Origin of the sequence: Pseudomonas sp. MTM4 (assembly GCF_019355055.1) — a bacterium.
In the GTDB taxonomy this organism is placed as follows: domain Bacteria; phylum Pseudomonadota; class Gammaproteobacteria; order Pseudomonadales; family Pseudomonadaceae; genus Stutzerimonas.
Genome location: NZ_CP048411.1, coordinates 1504789 through 1520779 on the forward strand (window position 1 = coordinate 1504789; position 15991 = coordinate 1520779).

17 protein-coding genes and 2 pseudogenes are annotated in these 15991 nt (G+C 60.3%); 12 read left to right on the forward strand and 7 right to left on the reverse strand.

From position 1 onward, the window contains the following. Nucleotides 1–235 precede the first annotated feature (235 nt). A pseudogene (locus GYM54_RS21990) lies at nt 236–502 on the forward strand (cold shock domain-containing protein membrane protein); the annotation flags it as partial. Nucleotides 503–658: 156 nt separating this feature from the next. Continuing rightward, a pseudogene (locus GYM54_RS21995) lies at nt 659–865 on the forward strand (cold-shock protein); the annotation flags it as partial. Nucleotides 866–930: 65 nt separating this feature from the next. Here GYM54_RS21995 and GYM54_RS06730 read toward each other — a convergent pair. Beyond that, entirely contained in the window at nt 931–1137 is a 207-nt protein-coding gene (locus GYM54_RS06730) for a SlyX family protein (protein ID WP_131650196.1), read from the reverse strand. A 4-nt stretch (nt 1138–1141) separates the two neighbouring features. After that, nucleotides 1142–1564, reverse strand: coding sequence for an HIT domain-containing protein (locus tag GYM54_RS06735; protein WP_131650195.1), 423 nt, complete (start codon nt 1562–1564; stop codon nt 1142–1144). A gap of 456 nt (nt 1565–2020) precedes the next feature. Here GYM54_RS06735 and GYM54_RS06740 point away from each other — a divergent pair, with 456 nt between their 5' ends. The 4 genes from GYM54_RS06740 to GYM54_RS06755 all read left to right on the forward strand — a co-directional run bounded on the left by GYM54_RS06740 (nt 2021) and on the right by GYM54_RS06755 (nt 6680). Beyond that, a complete protein-coding gene (locus tag GYM54_RS06740) occupies nt 2021–3262 on the forward strand; it encodes an OprD family porin (RefSeq protein ID WP_131650194.1) in 1242 nt (413 codons plus the stop codon). A gap of 167 nt (nt 3263–3429) precedes the next feature. Continuing rightward, on the forward strand, nt 3430–5145 hold the full coding sequence (locus GYM54_RS06745) for a proline--tRNA ligase (RefSeq protein ID WP_197445990.1): 1716 nt from the start codon (nt 3430–3432) through the stop codon (nt 5143–5145). 8 nt (nt 5146–5153) lie between these two features. Further along, entirely contained in the window at nt 5154–6101 is a 948-nt protein-coding gene (locus tag GYM54_RS06750; RefSeq protein ID WP_181101003.1) for a hypothetical protein, read from the forward strand. 6 nt (nt 6102–6107) lie between these two features. Further along, nucleotides 6108–6680 carry a transglycosylase SLT domain-containing protein gene (locus GYM54_RS06755; RefSeq protein WP_197445989.1) on the forward strand — a complete coding sequence of 191 codons (573 nt, stop codon included), beginning with the start codon at nt 6108–6110 and terminating at the stop codon, nt 6678–6680. 85 nt (nt 6681–6765) lie between these two features. Here GYM54_RS06755 and GYM54_RS06760 read toward each other — a convergent pair whose 3' ends face one another. Both GYM54_RS06760 and GYM54_RS06765 read right to left on the reverse strand, forming a co-directional pair. Then, nucleotides 6766–7221, reverse strand: a complete 456-nt coding sequence (locus GYM54_RS06760) for a TlpA disulfide reductase family protein (RefSeq protein ID WP_197445988.1) — start codon at nt 7219–7221, stop codon at nt 6766–6768. A gap of 32 nt (nt 7222–7253) precedes the next feature. After that, a complete protein-coding gene (locus GYM54_RS06765) occupies nt 7254–8474 on the reverse strand; it encodes a virulence factor BrkB family protein (RefSeq protein ID WP_131650190.1) in 1221 nt (406 codons plus the stop codon). A gap of 156 nt (nt 8475–8630) precedes the next feature. Here GYM54_RS06765 and arsC point away from each other — a divergent pair, with 156 nt between their 5' ends. Genes arsC through GYM54_RS06780 form a run of 3 tightly spaced genes read left to right on the forward strand, consistent with a single transcriptional unit; the run spans nt 8631 to nt 9989 of the window. After that, complete coding sequence (gene arsC / locus GYM54_RS06770) at nt 8631–8984, forward strand: arsenate reductase (glutaredoxin) (RefSeq protein ID WP_131650189.1); 354 nt, start codon at nt 8631–8633, stop codon at nt 8982–8984. After that, a complete protein-coding gene (gene wrbA, locus GYM54_RS06775; protein WP_131650188.1) occupies nt 8981–9586 on the forward strand; it encodes an NAD(P)H:quinone oxidoreductase in 606 nt (201 codons plus the stop codon). Before arsC ends, wrbA begins: the two co-directional genes overlap by 4 nt. Further along, nucleotides 9579–9989, forward strand: coding sequence for a DUF2069 domain-containing protein (locus GYM54_RS06780; RefSeq protein WP_131650187.1), 411 nt, complete (start codon nt 9579–9581; stop codon nt 9987–9989). The genes wrbA and GYM54_RS06780 overlap by 8 nt, the downstream gene beginning before the upstream one ends. Nucleotides 9990–10153: 164 nt before the next feature. On the opposite strand, the gene hda is transcribed toward GYM54_RS06780, so the two are convergent. The 3 genes from hda to GYM54_RS06795 form a co-directional block, all read right to left on the reverse strand. Then, nucleotides 10154–10858, reverse strand: a complete 705-nt coding sequence (gene hda, locus GYM54_RS06785) for a DnaA regulatory inactivator Hda (protein WP_131650186.1) — start codon at nt 10856–10858, stop codon at nt 10154–10156. Further along, nucleotides 10855–11952 (reverse strand): AI-2E family transporter, encoded by a 1098-nt coding sequence (locus tag GYM54_RS06790; RefSeq protein ID WP_197445987.1) that lies wholly within the window; start codon nt 11950–11952, stop codon nt 10855–10857. The genes hda and GYM54_RS06790 overlap by 4 nt, the downstream gene beginning before the upstream one ends. 123 nt (nt 11953–12075) lie before the next feature. Then, nucleotides 12076–13209 carry a DUF2066 domain-containing protein gene (locus GYM54_RS06795; RefSeq protein WP_197445986.1) on the reverse strand — a complete coding sequence of 378 codons (1134 nt, stop codon included), beginning with the start codon at nt 13207–13209 and terminating at the stop codon, nt 12076–12078. A 320-nt stretch (nt 13210–13529) separates the two neighbouring features. Between GYM54_RS06795 and purM the strand changes: the two genes are divergently transcribed. Genes purM through GYM54_RS06810 form a run of 3 tightly spaced genes read left to right on the forward strand, consistent with a single transcriptional unit; the run spans nt 13530 to nt 15963 of the window. Next, nucleotides 13530–14591, forward strand: a complete 1062-nt coding sequence (gene purM, locus GYM54_RS06800) for a phosphoribosylformylglycinamidine cyclo-ligase (RefSeq protein ID WP_197446002.1) — start codon at nt 13530–13532, stop codon at nt 14589–14591. Continuing rightward, the gene (purN, locus tag GYM54_RS06805) at nt 14591–15244 is read left to right on the forward strand and encodes a phosphoribosylglycinamide formyltransferase (protein ID WP_197445985.1); all 654 of its coding nucleotides are present in this window, start codon (nt 14591–14593) and stop codon (nt 15242–15244) included. The genes purM and purN overlap by 1 nt, the downstream gene beginning before the upstream one ends. A gap of 8 nt (nt 15245–15252) precedes the next feature. Further along, nucleotides 15253–15963: a DUF3108 domain-containing protein gene (locus GYM54_RS06810; RefSeq protein ID WP_197445984.1), complete on the forward strand. Its 711-nt coding sequence runs from the start codon at nt 15253–15255 to the stop codon at nt 15961–15963. Nucleotides 15964–15991 lie beyond the last annotated feature (28 nt).

Consider the following 15991-nt stretch of genomic DNA (forward strand, 5'->3'; position numbering starts at 1 on the left):
AAGCACGGCCATTCCGCTTGGCAAATGACACGAAGCTCGCCGCTAACGGCGTGACACCCGCCCCAACCCCTTCCCGATGCCTCGATGGGCAAGCCATTTGAGCACCGCCTTCCTTTACTGTTAAATACGCGCGCGTCGCAGCTTGGGCATTCAATTAAGGCGATCGCATACCACTCAATTTCCTCCGCCCAAGCCTGCCGCTTTCTGTCGTGCTATTTAACTGTGAGTCATAAGAATGCTTAAGATCATCCATGTATTAACGGGCGTTGTTGCCCTGACGCTGTCATTCGTACCCAGTATTACCGGGGCAATGCCCTTGCTGGTACAACCCGAGGCATTGAGCCTGCTGTTTCTAGGTCTGCTGAACGTACAGCTTGCATCCGCTCAGGCGAACAGCCACGGGCGTAGCCGCCCTGTTCTACTCGGCGCTTCTGTGCTGCTGATTATCGCGGTTGTGATCCAGGCTGCGATTCTGTTGCTTCCCGTCGTTGCCATTGCGGGACAACCAGCAACCCTGGCCAGCCTAGTGCTCGCCTTCATCGCCGTACTGCTGCAACTGGCTGCGACGCAATCAGTAAATGCACGTACCACCAACCGCAGCCCATCCTCGCATCGCAGAAGCCAGCACAAGAACGTCACGGCGCCAGCTGCTAGTACCGCCGGGCGCGAAGCAGGCACGGTCAAATGGTTCAACACCTCGAAAGGTTTCGGTTTTATCTCCCGCGATAGCGGTGATGATGTGTTCGTCCACTTCAGAGCCATCCGAGGCGAAGGCCACCGGGTACTGGTAGAAGGTCAACGCGTCGAATTCGCCGTCATGATGCGCGACAAAGGTCTCCAGGCCGAAGACGTGGTCGCAATCTAGTCAGACCACCGACGTCGAACGCCAGAACCAACAGTGCTGGCGTTTGCCACCCTGCGCCGCAGCCTTCAATAATGCGGCGGAGGCGCTTCATCCTCCTCCCCCCCCATCCTGCTCTGCATGTCTTCCTGCCGCCTGGCCAGCACACCCAGCTGCGCTTGTAGCCGCTCGACGGTACGCTGCTGCGCAAACAGCACATCACTCAAGGTTTGGATCGTGTCGTCCTGAAAAGCCAGGCGCGCCTCGAGATCGGTGATGCGTTGTTCCATCTCCATTACGTCACTCCGCAAAACGAAAATTGTCAGTGAGCACCAGCTTCAGCTTCTGCCTTATCGCATCGACCTGCACCTCACTATAAGGATTGGCCGGCTTGTGACCCCAGACGGGCGCTGGCCAGGCGGCATCACCCCGACGCCGGGCGATCACGTGCATATGGAGCTGATTCACCACGTTGCCCAAGGTCGCGACATTCATCTTGTCTGCGCCGAAAGTGTCCTTCAGCGTTTCAGCCAGCGCCGTTGCCTCTCGCCAAAGCGCCTGCTGATCCGCCGCGTCCAGTTGAAACAGCTCACTGACCTCCTCACGGCGCGGCACAAGAATGAACCAGGGGTAATTGGCATCGTTCATCAGCAGCAAGCGACACAGCGGAAAATCACCCAGATTCAGCGTGTCCTGCTCCAGGCGTGAATCGAGAACGAACATAACGGCACTCCTGTTCATATGGGGAACCGGCAGCAGCGAAGCCGCACCGGATCGTCAGATAAGAATACTCCAACGTTCCAGCGCCAGCAGCCGAGCAAAGCGCACCAGTTCGGGACTGCCACCGACGACAAAGCCCCGCTATAGAGCGGGCCGAGGCGCGCAGCAGTCAGTTTTCCTGCAACGAGGCAGCTTTTCATTCTGTGCACGGTTATTGCTTTGCGGTAAAAAGCCCCACGCGAGGGGGCAGAAAAACGTAAAAAGCTGGAGTAAGCTTGCTGTCGCTAGTTTCCCCAGCTACACAATAATTCTCGGAAATACATTCCCAGAGTTGTTGCAGGTTTCGACCAGCTAGGTAAACAAGGACTGCAATTGAGCTTGTATACCGAAAATAAGATGCCTCTTTCCCGCCACAAGCAGGAAAGCAAGCACCAATTTGAACCAAAGGAGCAATCACTCATGCAAGTGATGAAGTGGAGCGTTATCGCAATGGCCGTGGCGGCCGGTACGTCGCAAATGGCATTCGCCAGTGCCCAGTCGGAATCGAAAGGTTTCGTGGAAGATGCAAGCCTGGATCTGTTGCTGCGAAACACCTATTGGAACCGTGATCATAACAATGGCAACGATGACCGGAACACTTGGGCTCAAGGCTTCATAGCTACTTTCGAGTCAGGATTCACCCAGGGTACGGTCGGATTCGGCATCGACGCCTACGGCCTGTTGGGCGTTAGACTCGATGGCGGTCAGGGTGACATGTTTCCTGGCGGCCCCACTGATTTAGACCCCACTGGAGATTGGGCAGATGATCTCTCCGAAGCCGGCGCCGCTGTAAAACTCCGTCTCTCCAACACTACCGTCAAGTACGGCAATCAGTTCGTCGGCTTGCCAGTCATCGCCTCCGACGACTCCCGCCTACTTCCCGAAGCCTTCACGGGCACGTTGATTACCAGCACCGAAATCGAAGGACTGGAGCTGAACGCTGGCCGTTTTACAGCAGACAGCCCGATGGGCTCGCCCGCTCGTGATGACAGAAGCCTGAAAAGCCTCGATGTCTTCGGGGGCACGTATGCCTTCACCGACAACCTAAGCACCTCGCTGTATTTCTCCGACGTCGAAGATACTTACGACAAGAAGTACGCCAATATCAATTACGTGATGCCGCTGGCGGAAGATCAGTCACTGACTTTCGATTTCAACTACTACAAAACAGATGATATTGAAATCGTTGCGGATGCCGATGACAACACCATCTGGAGCCTATCAACTAAGTATGCCGTGGGGGCACACGCTTTTATTATTGCCCACCAGCGCGTTTCAGGTGACACAGGCTACCTGTACGACGAAGGCGACGGCGGCGGTAGTATCTGGGTCGCGAACTCTTTCCTGTCGGACTTCAACTTCAAGGATGAGCGTTCCTGGCAGGCCAGCTATGAGCTGGATTTCAGCGGCTATGGCATCCCCGGCCTGGCCTGGAAAACCGCTTACCTGCGCGGCGATAACATCGACGCGGCATTCTATGGTGGCGAGGGCGAGGCGACCGAGCGCGAGATCTTCAACCAGGTTTCCTATACCTTCCAGAATGGTGCGGCGAAGGACTTGACTCTTAGAGCACGCAACTCGATCCTGCGGACTAACAATCCCGCCTGGAACGACGTCAACGAATGGCGCCTGTATGCCATTTATCCGCTGAGCATTCTGTAATTCTGAGCGGTTACGCATGAAAGAAACCCGGTTCAGCCGGGTTTCTTTATTTCGCAAGCCACAGCACTTCGACCGTCTGTCAACCACCACCCCACCTGTACGCCACCTCACCGCAGCCGTACAATGCCGAGCCAAATTCCCCGCTCTGCAAGGACACAACGGCCCTCATGCGCACCAGTCAGTTCCTGCTTTCGACCCTTAAAGAAACGCCTTCCGATGCAGTGGTCATCAGCCATCAATTGATGCTGCGTGCAGGCATGATCCGCAAGCTGGCGTCCGGCCTCTACACCTGGATGCCGATGGGCCTGCGTGCGCTGCGTAAGGCTGAAGCTATCGTTCGCGACGAGATGAACAAGGCCGGCGCGCTGGAAGTGCTGATGCCCGCTATTCAGCCCGCCGAACTCTGGCAGGAATCCGGTCGTTGGGAGCAGTACGGTCCCGAACTGCTGCGCCTGAATGACCGCCATGACCGTGCATTCTGCGTTGGCCCGACCCACGAAGAAGTCATCACCGATCTGGCTCGCAACGAGCTGAACAGCTACAAGCAGTTGCCGATCAACTTCTACCAGATCCAGACCAAATTCCGCGACGAGATCCGTCCGCGCTTCGGCCTGATGCGCGGTCGCGAATTCATCATGAAGGACGCTTACTCCTTCCATGCGGACCAGCAATCGCTGCAGCAAACCTATGACCGCATGCACCAGGCGTACTGCAACATCTTCACTCGCCTTGGGCTGAATTTCCGTCCCGTGCAAGCCGATACCGGATCGATCGGCGGCACCGGCTCGCATGAATTCCACGTACTGGCTGAATCCGGCGAAGACGATATCGCGTTCAGCGACAGCTCCGACTACGCCGCCAACATCGAGAAGGCCGAAGCCATCCCACGCGAAGCGGAGCGCAGCGCCGCTACCGAAGAACTGCGCCTGGTCGATACACCGAACTGCAAGACGATTGCTGCGCTGGTCGAGCAGTTTCAGCTGCCCATCGTGAAAACCATCAAGACGCTCGTCGTACAGGGGGTCGAGAAAGGCCAGCTGGTTGCTCTGGTCGTGCGTGGCGACCATGAACTGAACGAGATCAAGGCGGCGAACCTGGCTCAGGTTGCCAGCCCGCTGGTGTTCGCTTCCGATGCTGAGATCCGTACCGCCATTGGCGCAGGTCCCGGTTCGTTGGGCCCGCTGAATCTACCGATCAGCTGCGTCATCGACCGTTCGGTCGCGCTGATTAGCGACTTCGCAGCCGGCGCTAACCAGGAAGACAAGCACTATTTCGGCATCAACTGGGAGCGCGACCTGCCTCTGCCGCAGGTCGCCGACCTGCGCAACGTAGTAGCAGGCGATCCCAGCCCCGATGGCGTGGGCACTCTGGTGATCAAGCGCGGCATCGAGGTCGGGCATATCTTCCAGCTCGGTACCAAGTACAGCGAGGCGATGAACTGCAGCGTCATGGGTGAGAACGGCAAGCCGGTCACCCTGACCATGGGCTGCTACGGCATCGGCGTATCCCGTGTGGTCGCCGCGGCCATCGAGCAGAACTACGACGAGCGCGGCATTCTTTGGCCTGAGGCGCTGGCACCCTTCCAGATCGCCCTGGTGCCAATGAAGTATGAAAATCAGGCCGTTCGCGAAGCGACCGATAAGCTCTATGCGGAGCTCACCGCCGCCGGCTACGACGTACTGCTCGATGACCGTGACAAAAAGACCAGTCCCGGCGTCAAATTCGCCGATATGGAGTTGGTGGGCATCCCGCATCGCATCGTCATCGGCGATCGTGGACTTGCCGACGGCACGCTGGAATACAAGCATCGTCGCGATGCCGAAAGCCAGGCCGTCGCTGCCGCCGACATCCTCGAGTTCATCAATTCACGCGCCAGTCGCTGACGGACATCATGCACAACCGAAGTGCTTCACTCTGCGCCACGCTTTGCGTGGCGCTTTTTATGGGTGGCTGCGCCAACCAGCTGCCTCAACGCAGCGAACACGAAGCCCGTACCGAACGCAAACTGCTCGACCACAGCCTTCGCATCGAAGTGGGAGAGCCCTTGCTGGAGCTACCGCAGCGGCGTATCCGCGTGCTCGACCAGAAGACCTTCGAAGTCACTGATTTCGAAGTGACCCGCCGCTATGATCGCTACACGCCTTATCAGGCGTGGCGCGAGCTGTACGAGATTCCGCTGGGAGCAGTCGCAGTGGTCGCCGGGGTCGGCGCCAACGTGCTCAACGTGGCCCTGCTCGGCAAAATACCGGAAAGCGCCACGCGCGGCTGGATCAACTACGGTTTTGCTGGCCTCAACCCGTTCGTCAACGTCGAGTCCAACGGACGTTCGCAGCAGAACCTTGCCAGCCTCGACGAACAGCGCCGCGATACTCGCCTCGAATACTCCAGCCTGCCTTGGGCCGAGCGCCCCGTGCTGGTCGTTGCCGGCCCCGAAACCCATGAGCTGAGCACTGACCGCAACGGAGTGTTGCGGCTCAACCTGCTCGATGGCTCGTTCGCCGATCAGGACATCAGTCAGATCGGCAAGCTCCACCTGCAGGTCGAGGATCCACAGGACTCGACCCGTGCCGACGCGATGCTGCTGGTCAGCCGCAGTCTGCGCGGCAAGCTGCTCGAAGCCCACGACCTGATTTTCAACGATCTCGAGGGCGATGACGTCAGCCAGTGGGTGCATCGCGTCAAGCGGCTCTCGGAGCTTGGCCTCGAGGAAGAAGCCAGCGAACTCGAGCAGAGCCTGATCGAGCTGACCCGCAATGATCCTGATTTGCAGCAGGAGTTTCTTCGCAGCCTGATGCAGGACGCTGGCCGCCAGGCCAGCGATCCGGGCGAAGACGGCTGATCCATCGTGACGCCGCTGCGCTACGCATTGCTACTTGTGCTGGTCGTCGCCGGGCCAGTGTCCGCCAACGTTCGCCAGGCACCCGAGCCGGAATTGCGCGAACTGATGCAACGCACCGTAGCGGAAGCCGAGAGTTTCCAGGATCGCTTCGAGGCGGAAGTCTGGCTGATGGATATGTCGACCCGCCTCAAGCGCTACGTTCGCGACCCGCAAGAACGGTTGACGCTACTGCGACTGGTGCACCAGGAGGCCAGCAAGGCGGGTTTGAAACCTGACCTGGTGCTTGCGCTCATACACGCCGAAAGTCATTTCGACCGATTCGCCATTTCCAGCGTCGGTGCGCAAGGCATGATGCAGGTGATGCCATTCTGGAAGGCCGAATTGGGGCGCCCGCAGGACAATCTCACCGACAACGCCACCAACCTGCGCTACGGCTGCACCATCCTCAGCTACTACCTGAGAAAGGAAAAAGGCGACATCAATCGCGCCCTGGCCCGTTACAACGGTAGCCTCGGCAAGAACCACTACCCGGCGAAGGTGATCGGCTTCTGGCAGGACTTCTGGTACGTGAAGCCCTAAGGGCAGCGGCAAGCTGCAAGCAGAAGCGCCACCGTCCCCTGCTGCCCTGCTCTTAACTTGTGGCTTGAAGCTTGAAGCTCGACCGCTACCTCCCCAACTTTGCCAGATGCTCCTGCAGGCCCTCAGCGGTTTGTTCGCCGACCAGCTGATGACGCACCTTGCCGTCGCCATCGACGATATAGGTCACCGGTAGCACCGCGCTGCGCGGCAGATCCAGGCGTTCGGCGGGGTCGACGCTGAGGACTCGAAAACCGATGCCCAGGTCCTTGGCTGCCGCAGCCAGTTCCTCCCCCTGCAGGCCGTCGAAATTGACGCCGAGAACGGTGATGTCGTCGTGTGAGTCGTCCAGCGCATTCAGCTCGGGGATTTCCGTCCGACACGGGCCGCACCACTCAGCCCAGTAATTGATCAACAGCCATTGACCCTCGAGTTGCTGCGCCGTGACGTCGGCACCGTGCTGGTCGGGGCCCCAGTCTTCTGCACATCCAGTCAGCGCCAGGCAGGCGAGCAGACCGAATACAGCAATGGAGCGCTTGATCATCTTCGTTTCCTTGCAATGCTGAATTGTCTCGTTCAAACCCGTCGCGCCTGCAGCCAGTCGGCAACACTGCCACCGAACAGGTTCGCCTGCTCCTTCTGTAGCAGCTCCAGCGACTGTTTCAGCGTCGGGTACCAGGGTTCGTCCAGCTGCTCCGGCAAGGCATGGTTACCCGAGAGCGGCCAGGGATTGGAGCGCAACAGCTGATCGAAACTGTAATGATTGAGATCGCGACACAGGACCCATCCGGACGACCCGGTCCGACAGACGAGTTGTTCCCGTTCGAAGAATTCGAAAATTTCATCCCACTCATCTTCGGGTAGTTGCCAACCGCTTCGATGCGCATCACGCAAGCGTACCTCGCGCCCAGCCTTCTGGCTTTCGTGCAGCACACGCAGCAACCCGAGCATGACCAGAAGGCGCGGTACCGAGCGACGCCGCCATTGCTGCGACGAAGACATACCGCAGACCAGCTCCGCACCAAACAACACGATCATCCAGGACAGATAAACCCACAACAGAAACAGCGGTACCGCGGCGAAAGCCCCGTAGATCAGCTGGTAGCTGGGAAAATAGCTCACATACAAACCGAACAATTGCTTGGCCGCTTCGAACAGAACCGCCGTGAAAGTGCCGCCGACAACCGCATGCCGTAACGGCACCCGGGTGTTCGGCACCGCTGCGTAGATCAGCGTGAAGGCCGCGACGCTGAGCACCAGCGGCATCGCCTTGAGTACGGTACGGGCGCCAATCAATGCATGGGGGCCGGAGATCAGCGACAAGGATGTGATGTAGGTGCTCATGGCGAACCCCGCTCCGAGCAGCAGCGGACCGAGGCTGAGGATGGCCCAGTACAGAAGGAAGCTCGAGATGCCACGGCGTGGCTGTCGCACCCGCCAGATTACGTTGAACGCCTTTTCGATGGTCAATAGCATCATCAGCGCGGTCGCCATCAGAAACCCCACGCCAAACCAAGTGAGTTGCCTTGCCTGATTCGTGAAGGCGACCAAATATTCTTGAATGGTTGCGCCCGTGGAAGGGATGAAGTTTCGGAAGATGTACAGCTGGATCTGCTCGCCGACGCCCTGAAACGCGGGGATGGCCGAAAGCATGGCGAAGGTGACCGTCATCATCGGCACCACGGCGAACAGTGTCGTGTAGGTCAGCGCGGCGGCACTGTGAGGGCCACGGTCCGCCAGGAAGCGTTGCACCAGGAAACGGCCGAACTCGACGAAATCATTGATCCTTTGCTGCATTCCATCCCCTTGATGACCCGTTCGTTCCAACCCTGTCCACCTGCGTGGGACAACCGGCGACTTACCTTTGCTCACCGTTGCCGGCGACCTACCGTTTCAGGCCTCGCTGCATTGAAGGTTAGAATGGCGACCTACCCTGGCGTGAAGCAACTACAAATGACCGAACTGACTCTTTATCACAATCCACGTTGCTCGAAATCGCGCGGCGCGCTGGAATTGCTCGAACAACGCGGCCTGAACCCCACGGTCGTCCGCTATCTAGAAACGCCTCCCACCGCCGCCGAACTCAAGCAGATCCTTGCACGTTTAGGCATCAGGCCGAGACAACTGCTGCGCAGCAGCGAAGAGGAATACAAGACCCTCGACCTGGCCAACCCTGCGCTCAGCGATGCCGAAATCATCGATGCGATGGTCGCGCATCCAAAACTGATTGAACGACCGATCCTGGTTGCCGGCGATGTGGCGGTGATCGGCCGTCCGCCCGAAAAGGTGCTGGAGATCCTGCCATGAGCGCACCCTACGTTCTGGTGCTGTATTACAGCCGCCACGGTGCCACCGCCGAGATGGCGCGACAGATCGCACGCGGTGTCGAACAGGCCGGGCTCGAAGCCCGGCTACGCACCGTGCCGGCCGTTTCCACCGAATGCGAAGCGGTAGCGCCGACGATCCCCGAACAAGGCGCGGTCTACGCGACGCTCGACGACCTGAAGAACTGTTCCGGCCTGGCGCTCGGCAGTCCGACTCGCTTCGGCAATATGGCCGCCCCGCTGAAATACTTTCTCGACGGCACCAGCGGACTCTGGCTGACCGGCGAACTGGTGGGCAAACCCGCCGGCGTCTTCACCTCGACGTCCAGCCTTCACGGCGGTCAAGAAACGACTCTGCTGTCCATGCTGTTGCCCTTGCTGCACCACGGCATGCTGGTACTCGGCCTGCCATACAGCGAAAACGCCCTGCTCGAGACGCAAGGCGGCGGCACGCCTTATGGCGCCAGCCATCACGCCGGCGCAGACGGCAAGCGCCTGCTGGACAAGCACGAAATCAGCCTCTGCCGCGCATTGGGCCAACGCCTCGCGCAGACCGCCAAGCGTTTGGAGAATGACCGTGGCTAGAAAGCCCAAACCCCTTCCGTCGCTCGAATGGCTGGCCCCGCGGTTGAAGTTCAGCCGAGTGCTCAGCCTGGCCAGTTTCATTAGCCTTGCCGCGTTGCTGATCGTCTGGAATCTGGCCTTCGCCGACCTGCACGGTGCGCGGACCTGGGTGGTGATCAGCATTCAGCTGATTCCGCTGCTGCTGGTCGCTCCGGGCATGATTTCCGGCAGCCCACGCGCCCATGCCTGGACTTGCTTCATCGTCAATCTTTACTTCATCCAAGGCGTTCTTGCTGCCATCAACCCAGCACGGATGGTTTACGGCTGGCTGGAAGCGATCATCAGCCTGACGCTGTTCATCAGCGCCCTGCTCTATACCCGCTGGGCGTATCAGTACGAGCGTAAAGCGGCGGGTGAAAGCTGAGGCGGCTTGAGCGCAGGGAGTTGCTGCCGGATGTTGGTGGGCTGAAGCCCACCCTACAACTAAAGCCCACCCTACCTGCTAGACCGTAGGGTGGGCTTCAGCCCACCAATGGCGCGACGCTGGAGCATCAGGCAAAACCCTCCAGCACTCCAACAACCGAATCGCTACCAGCCGAGCGTTTCCTTAAGAAACGGAATGGTCAGCTTTCGCTGCGCTTGCAACGAGGCCTGATCGAGCCGATCGAGCAATTCGAACAACGTGCTCATGTCGCGCGCGCCACGAGTGAGAATGAAGCGGCCGACGTCATCCGGCAGGTTCAGGCCGCGGCGCGAGGCTCGCAGTTGCAGCGCGCGCAGCTTGTCTTCGTCGGAAAGCTCCTGCAGCTGGAATACCAGCGAGAGGCTCAAGCGCGACTTGAGATCAGGCAGTTGCACGGCGATTTCCCGCGGCGAGGCATCGGCCGCGAGCAGCAGTCGCCGACCACTGTCACGCAGCCGATTGAACAGGTGGAACAGCGCCTCTTCCCATACGGGATCACCGGCTATGGCATCCACATCATCCAGGCAGACCAGCTCGCTCTGCTCCAGATTGTCCAGCAGCGCCGGCCCATACTCGGCCACGTCGGCGAGCGGAAGATACACCGCCAGCTCGCCGCGCTGTTCGACACGCAAACAAGCGGCCTGCAGCAGATGGCTACGCCCAACACCTGTATTGCCCCAGAGATAGATCAACTCATCGGACCAGCCGGCCTCGGGCGAACAGACCCGCTCGACATAGCCCAACGCGGCAGCATTGGCGCCCGGATAGAAGTTGGCAAAGGTGGCGTCGTCACGAAGACGAATGCCAAGGGGAAGCTGGATGGGTTTCATGTCTGGCTGGGTGGGTCGACCGATACGACCGGCGGCTCTACGTAAAGGTCGGAGAGTTTATAGAGATCATGCACGTGACGCAGCAGAACCATGATCACCGCCGCCACCGGCAAGGCCAGCAACACGCCGGTAAAACCAAACAGCTGCCCACCCGCCAGCACCGCGAAAATCACTGCGACCGGGTGCAGGCCGATCCGATCACCTACCAGCAACGGCGTCAACAGCATGCCCTCGAGCATCTGTCCGACCGTGAATACCGCCGCGACACCCAGCAACGGGTAAGGCTCCAGGCCGAACTGGAACAGCACAGCGACGACTGCCGCGCCGATCCCGACCACGAAGCCCATATAGGGCACGATGCTGGCGAGACCGGCCAGCACACCAATCAACAGCCCCAGCTCGACGCCGACCAGCATGAGGCCGGCCGAATACACCACCGCCAGCGTCAGCATCACCAGCAGTTGCCCGCGCAGGAATGCGCCTATCACCTCATGGCATTCACGCAGCAACGCCATGACTGTCTCTTCCCGCCGCCGCGGCAACAAGGCCCGCAGCTTGGCCATGATCAGATCCCAATCCCGCAGCAGGTAAAAGCACACCACCGGCACCAGCAACAGATTCGCCAGCCACGCCAGCAGCGCGATGCTGGAAGCCGTCGCCTGACTGAGAATAACCGCCACCACATCTTTGGTACTGCCAAGATTGGCGGTGAATGCGCTCTTGATCTGGTCGAAGCGCCAGAAATCTTCGTCAAGACCAAACTGCATCTGCACCCAGGGCAGCGCCGTCATCTGCAGCCAATCGAGCCCCACGGGCGCCAGCTGATAAAGGTGCATCAGCTGCTTGCCGAGCATCGGTACCAATACCAGTAGCAGCAACATGCACAGCAAGGTGAAAAGCGTGAACACCAGAATCACGCCCCAGGTGCGGGAAAGCTTCCAGCGCTCCAGGCGATCAACCAGCGGATCGCCCAAGTAGGCCAGCAGGATGCCCACCAGAAACGGCGACAGAATGGGTGACAGCTGATAAACCAGCCAGCCAAGCAGCAACAGTGCTGCCAGCCATAGCCAGCGGTTGGTATGAGTGATCGTCATGGGCTAGACGCCTTGCTCCGTTATTCGAGCCGCAGTGCCATCGCTGGCGAAAGGTAAGGATTCATGAACCAGCGAGCGCCACATGTGCAGCGCCCGCCTTGTCAGCATTGATCAAGCGGCGCATCACCAGCGGTAGCGCAATACCTCGCCCTGATCTGGCTGCAACGGTGGCTCAGCGGCAGGCTGGTCCGGCTCCTCGAGTGGGACCTGGGCATCGATCGGAGGTGCTTCGCTGCCCGCAACCGGCGCGGTTGCATCGCTCGGCGGTGCGGCGGCATCGTTCGTCGGCAATCCGGCATCGATCGGCTGCGCAACAACTTCATCAGCCGGCACTTCCTGCAAACGTGCCAAGGCCAGCTGAGACCGCAGCTGATCCGGGCTGGCATTGAGGCGGTACACCAGCCGATCGCTTTCGACCCGTATCAGGCGAGCGCCGAATGGCTCGAGCAGGCGATCCAATTCGGCGAAACGCTCGACATCGGCGCCCAGCACTTCAAGCGTGATTTCTTCGGTCTCGCCCGGCGCCACGCGGTATTGCGGTGCGAGAAACTTGCTCACCGCCAACATCACCGCATCTGCCACCGCGGCCCGGCTGTCGCCGCTCGCCTTGCCTTGCGTCTGCTTATCGCCAACCCAGAGGCGCCAACTGGCCTCCCAGGTTTCGCTGGACTGCTTCGCAAGCACCGTCAGCAGGCCATCCGCATCGTAGCGTTCCGACACGTCGCGAAGCGCCTCAGGCTCGTTCGCCGCGATGGTCTCGGCAGTGGCCGCGAGCTGCTCGCTCAGATCGGCGAGAGGTAGGCGCAGTGGCAAGCCGCGATGCTGGGCGGCTGCTTGCAGATCGGACGCCCCCTCCTGAGCGTCGCCGACCAGATTCGTGCCGTTGACCGACTCGCCCAGCCACCAGATCAGGATGCTCGGGCGGTCAGCTCCCCACAACGACAGCCCGGCGGACCGCAGCGCGCGCTCGGTTGTGATTGGATCGAAGCTCACCACAACGGCATCGCCCTCATAGGCGTAGCGGCTTACGAGCTGCTGCGGATCGCTGCGCAGTTGCGCAACAGCTGCCGTTTCGGGCTCCCCCGTGAGGCGTAGTACGAGGGTATCGAACGCCTTGCGCAGCGCTTCCTCGCGCTCATCCGGCTGCTGGCTGGCAACTGGTTCACGCACCTTGTATAGATCGCTGAGAGGTGCCGCCATGCCGTGGGCGGAGACGACCGCACAGCAAAGGGCCAAAAGACGGGGAATGAGGCGCATGGAAATACTCGCTGGCTGGCCAGTCATGGGGAGCCTGCCGGTCGACTGACGACGATCGGCTTCGGCCACTGGGAATCAAGCGCTATACCTTAAACAGGCGTCTGAACCGCGGCAACCGCCGCGCTCCGGAGTTGCGCGTCGGGCATCACTACTCTGCGGCGCATACTCGCCGATCCATCCACGGGAACCGCGGCGGGATGGCCGCTGTGCGGCAAGCCTGATAAAATCGCGCGCTTTCCGCAGACCGGTCCGGCGCCCTCGCCGCGTCGAGACAACAGCCTTGTCCCACCGGTCGCCCCGCACTCTCCTTACAGGTCCGGATTATGAGCAAGCAACCCTCCATCAGCTACAAGGACGCCGGTGTCGACATCGATGCAGGCGAAGCGCTGGTCGAACGCATCAAGGGCGTGGCCAAGCGTACCGCGCGTCCTGAAGTCATGGGCGGTCTGGGCGGCTTCGGCGCGCTCTGCGAAATTCCGGCCGGCTACAAGCAGCCGGTGCTGGTTTCCGGTACCGATGGCGTCGGCACCAAGCTGCGCCTGGCACTGAATCTGAACAAGCACGACAGCATCGGCCAGGATCTGGTGGCCATGTGCGTCAACGACCTAGTGGTCTGCGGCGCCGAGCCGTTGTTCTTCCTCGACTATTACGCCACCGGCAAGCTCAACGTGGATATCGCCGCAACCGTGGTTACCGGCATCGGTGCCGGCTGCGAACTGGCCGGTTGCTCGCTGGTTGGCGGTGAGACCGCCGAAATGCCTGGCATGTACGAAGGCGAAGACTACGACCTGGCCGGCTTCTGCGTCGGCGTGGTCGAGAAGAGCGAAATCATCGACGGCTCGAAGGTTTCCGCTGGCGACGCGTTGATCGCGCTGCCCTCTTCCGGCCCGCACTCCAATGGTTATTCGCTGATCCGCAAGATCATCGAAGTGGCCGGCGCCGATATCGAGAACATCCAGCTCGACGGCAAACCACTCACCGAACTGCTGATGGCGCCGACCCGCATCTACGTCAAGCCGCTGCTTAAGCTGATCAAGGACACCGGCGCGGTCAGGGCCATGGCGCACATCACTGGTGGCGGCCTGCTGGACAACATCCCGCGCGTACTGCCCGAAGGCAGTCAGGCCGTCCTCGATATCGCCAGCTGGAATCGTCCCGCGGTGTTCGACTGGCTCCAGGAGAAAGGCAACGTCGACGAGCATGAAATGCACCGCGTGCTCAACTGCGGCGTCGGCATGGTCATTTGCGTGGCACAGGATCAAGTCGAAACCGTTCTCGGCAACCTGCGTGACTCCGGCGAGAGTCCTTGGGTGATCGGTGAAATCGCCTCCGCTGGCGCGGATGCCGAGCGCGTCGTGCTGAACAACCTGAAACGACATTGATGAGCCTCGGCGCGCCTTGCAATGTCGTAGTGCTGATTTCAGGGTCTGGCAGCAATCTCCAGGCCCTGATCGACAGCCTCGGTGAAGAGAATCCGGTGCGTATCCGCGCGGTCGTGTCGAATCGCGCCGAAGCATTCGGTCTGCAGCGCGCGCAAGCCGTCGGCATTGCCACTCACGTAGTGCAACACAAGGACTTCGCCGATCGCGAAGCCTTTGACGCCGCGCTTACCGAGATCATTGATACGTACGAGCCGCAGCTGGTCGTACTGGCCGGTTTCATGCGCATCCTTACATCGCGCTTCGTCCGCCATTACCAGGGCCGTCTGCTCAACATCCACCCGTCCCTGCTGCCAAAATACAAGGGGCTGGACACCCACCGTCGCGCCCTCGAAGCCGGTGAGCACGAGCACGGCTGCAGCGTGCATTTCGTCACCGAAGAGCTCGATGGTGGCCCCGTGGCAATACAGGCCAGCCTCAATATCGAGCCCGGCGAAAGCATCGGCGAACTGACCGATCGGGTGCATGCAGCTGAGCACATCATCTATCCGCTGGCCGTCCGCTGGTTTGCCGAAGGCCGCTTGCGCCTTGCCGAGCAAGGCGCGATGCTTGACGACATTCCGTTGCCGGCTTCCGGCCATCCGATACGAATCTAGGAGATCTTATGCGTCGCGCTTTGCTGCTCGCTCTCGCCGTACTGGCCCTGCCGGCCCAGGCTCTGGAGCTCAAGCCCTTCTCCGCCAGCTACACCGCGGACTGGAAACAAGTGCCTGTCAGCGGCACCGCCCAGCGCAGCCTGGAAAAACTCGAAGGCAATACCTGGCAGCTGGATTTCGAAGCCTCCATGCTGGTGGCCAGCTTCAATGAACGCAGCACCTTCACCGTCGAGGGCGAGACCTTCATCCCACAGAAGTACCGCCTCAAGCGCAGCGGCCTAGGCAAAGGCAAATCTATCAAGCACGACTTCGATTGGCAGGCTAAGCAGGTCACCGGAGAAGATCGTGGTGATCCGGTCAAGCTGCCGCTCAACCGCGGCCTGCTGGACAAGTCCACCTACCAGATCGCGCTGCAGGAAGCGGTGGCAGCGGGCGAAAAAAGCATGAGCTATCAGGTCGTCGATGGCGATGAAATCGAAACCTACGACTTCCGTGTGCTCGGCGAGGAAGCGGTCAGCACCAAGGCAGGCCAGATCGATGCGATCAAGGTCGAGCGCGTGCGTGATCCGACGCAGAGCAAGCGTCAGACCATCCTCTGGTTCGCCAAGGACTGGGACTACATGCTGGTCCGCCTGCATCAGGTGGAGAAGGACGGCAAGGAATACCAAATCATGCTCGAAGAAGGCACCGTCGACGGCAAAGCCGTGAAAGGTGACTGATTACCACTGCGCCGGGCAGCCGGCGCGT

Bases quoted from the DNA above. Each gene is read 5' to 3' on its own strand.
- GYM54_RS06730 (WP_131650196.1), bottom strand. From the start codon at position 1,137: ATGGAGATGGAACAACGCATCACCGATCTCGAGGCGCGCCTGGCTTTT.
- GYM54_RS06735 (WP_131650195.1), bottom strand. From the start codon at position 1,564: ATGTTCGTTCTCGATTCACGCCTGGAGCAGGACACGCTGAATCTGGGT.
- GYM54_RS06740 (WP_131650194.1), top strand. From the start codon at position 2,021: ATGCAAGTGATGAAGTGGAGCGTTATCGCAATGGCCGTGGCGGCCGGT.
- GYM54_RS06745 (WP_197445990.1), top strand. From the start codon at position 3,430: ATGCGCACCAGTCAGTTCCTGCTTTCGACCCTTAAAGAAACGCCTTCC.
- GYM54_RS06750 (WP_181101003.1), top strand. From the start codon at position 5,154: ATGCACAACCGAAGTGCTTCACTCTGCGCCACGCTTTGCGTGGCGCTT.
- GYM54_RS06760 (WP_197445988.1), bottom strand. From the start codon at position 7,221: ATGATCAAGCGCTCCATTGCTGTATTCGGTCTGCTCGCCTGCCTGGCG.
- GYM54_RS06765 (WP_131650190.1), bottom strand. From the start codon at position 8,474: ATGCAGCAAAGGATCAATGATTTCGTCGAGTTCGGCCGTTTCCTGGTG.
- arsC (WP_131650189.1), top strand. From the start codon at position 8,631: ATGACCGAACTGACTCTTTATCACAATCCACGTTGCTCGAAATCGCGC.
- wrbA (WP_131650188.1), top strand. From the start codon at position 8,981: ATGAGCGCACCCTACGTTCTGGTGCTGTATTACAGCCGCCACGGTGCC.
- hda (WP_131650186.1), bottom strand. From the start codon at position 10,858: ATGAAACCCATCCAGCTTCCCCTTGGCATTCGTCTTCGTGACGACGCC.
- GYM54_RS06790 (WP_197445987.1), bottom strand. From the start codon at position 11,952: ATGACGATCACTCATACCAACCGCTGGCTATGGCTGGCAGCACTGTTG.
- GYM54_RS06795 (WP_197445986.1), bottom strand. From the start codon at position 13,209: ATGCGCCTCATTCCCCGTCTTTTGGCCCTTTGCTGTGCGGTCGTCTCC.
- purN (WP_197445985.1), top strand. From the start codon at position 14,591: ATGAGCCTCGGCGCGCCTTGCAATGTCGTAGTGCTGATTTCAGGGTCT.
- GYM54_RS06810 (WP_197445984.1), top strand. From the start codon at position 15,253: ATGCGTCGCGCTTTGCTGCTCGCTCTCGCCGTACTGGCCCTGCCGGCC.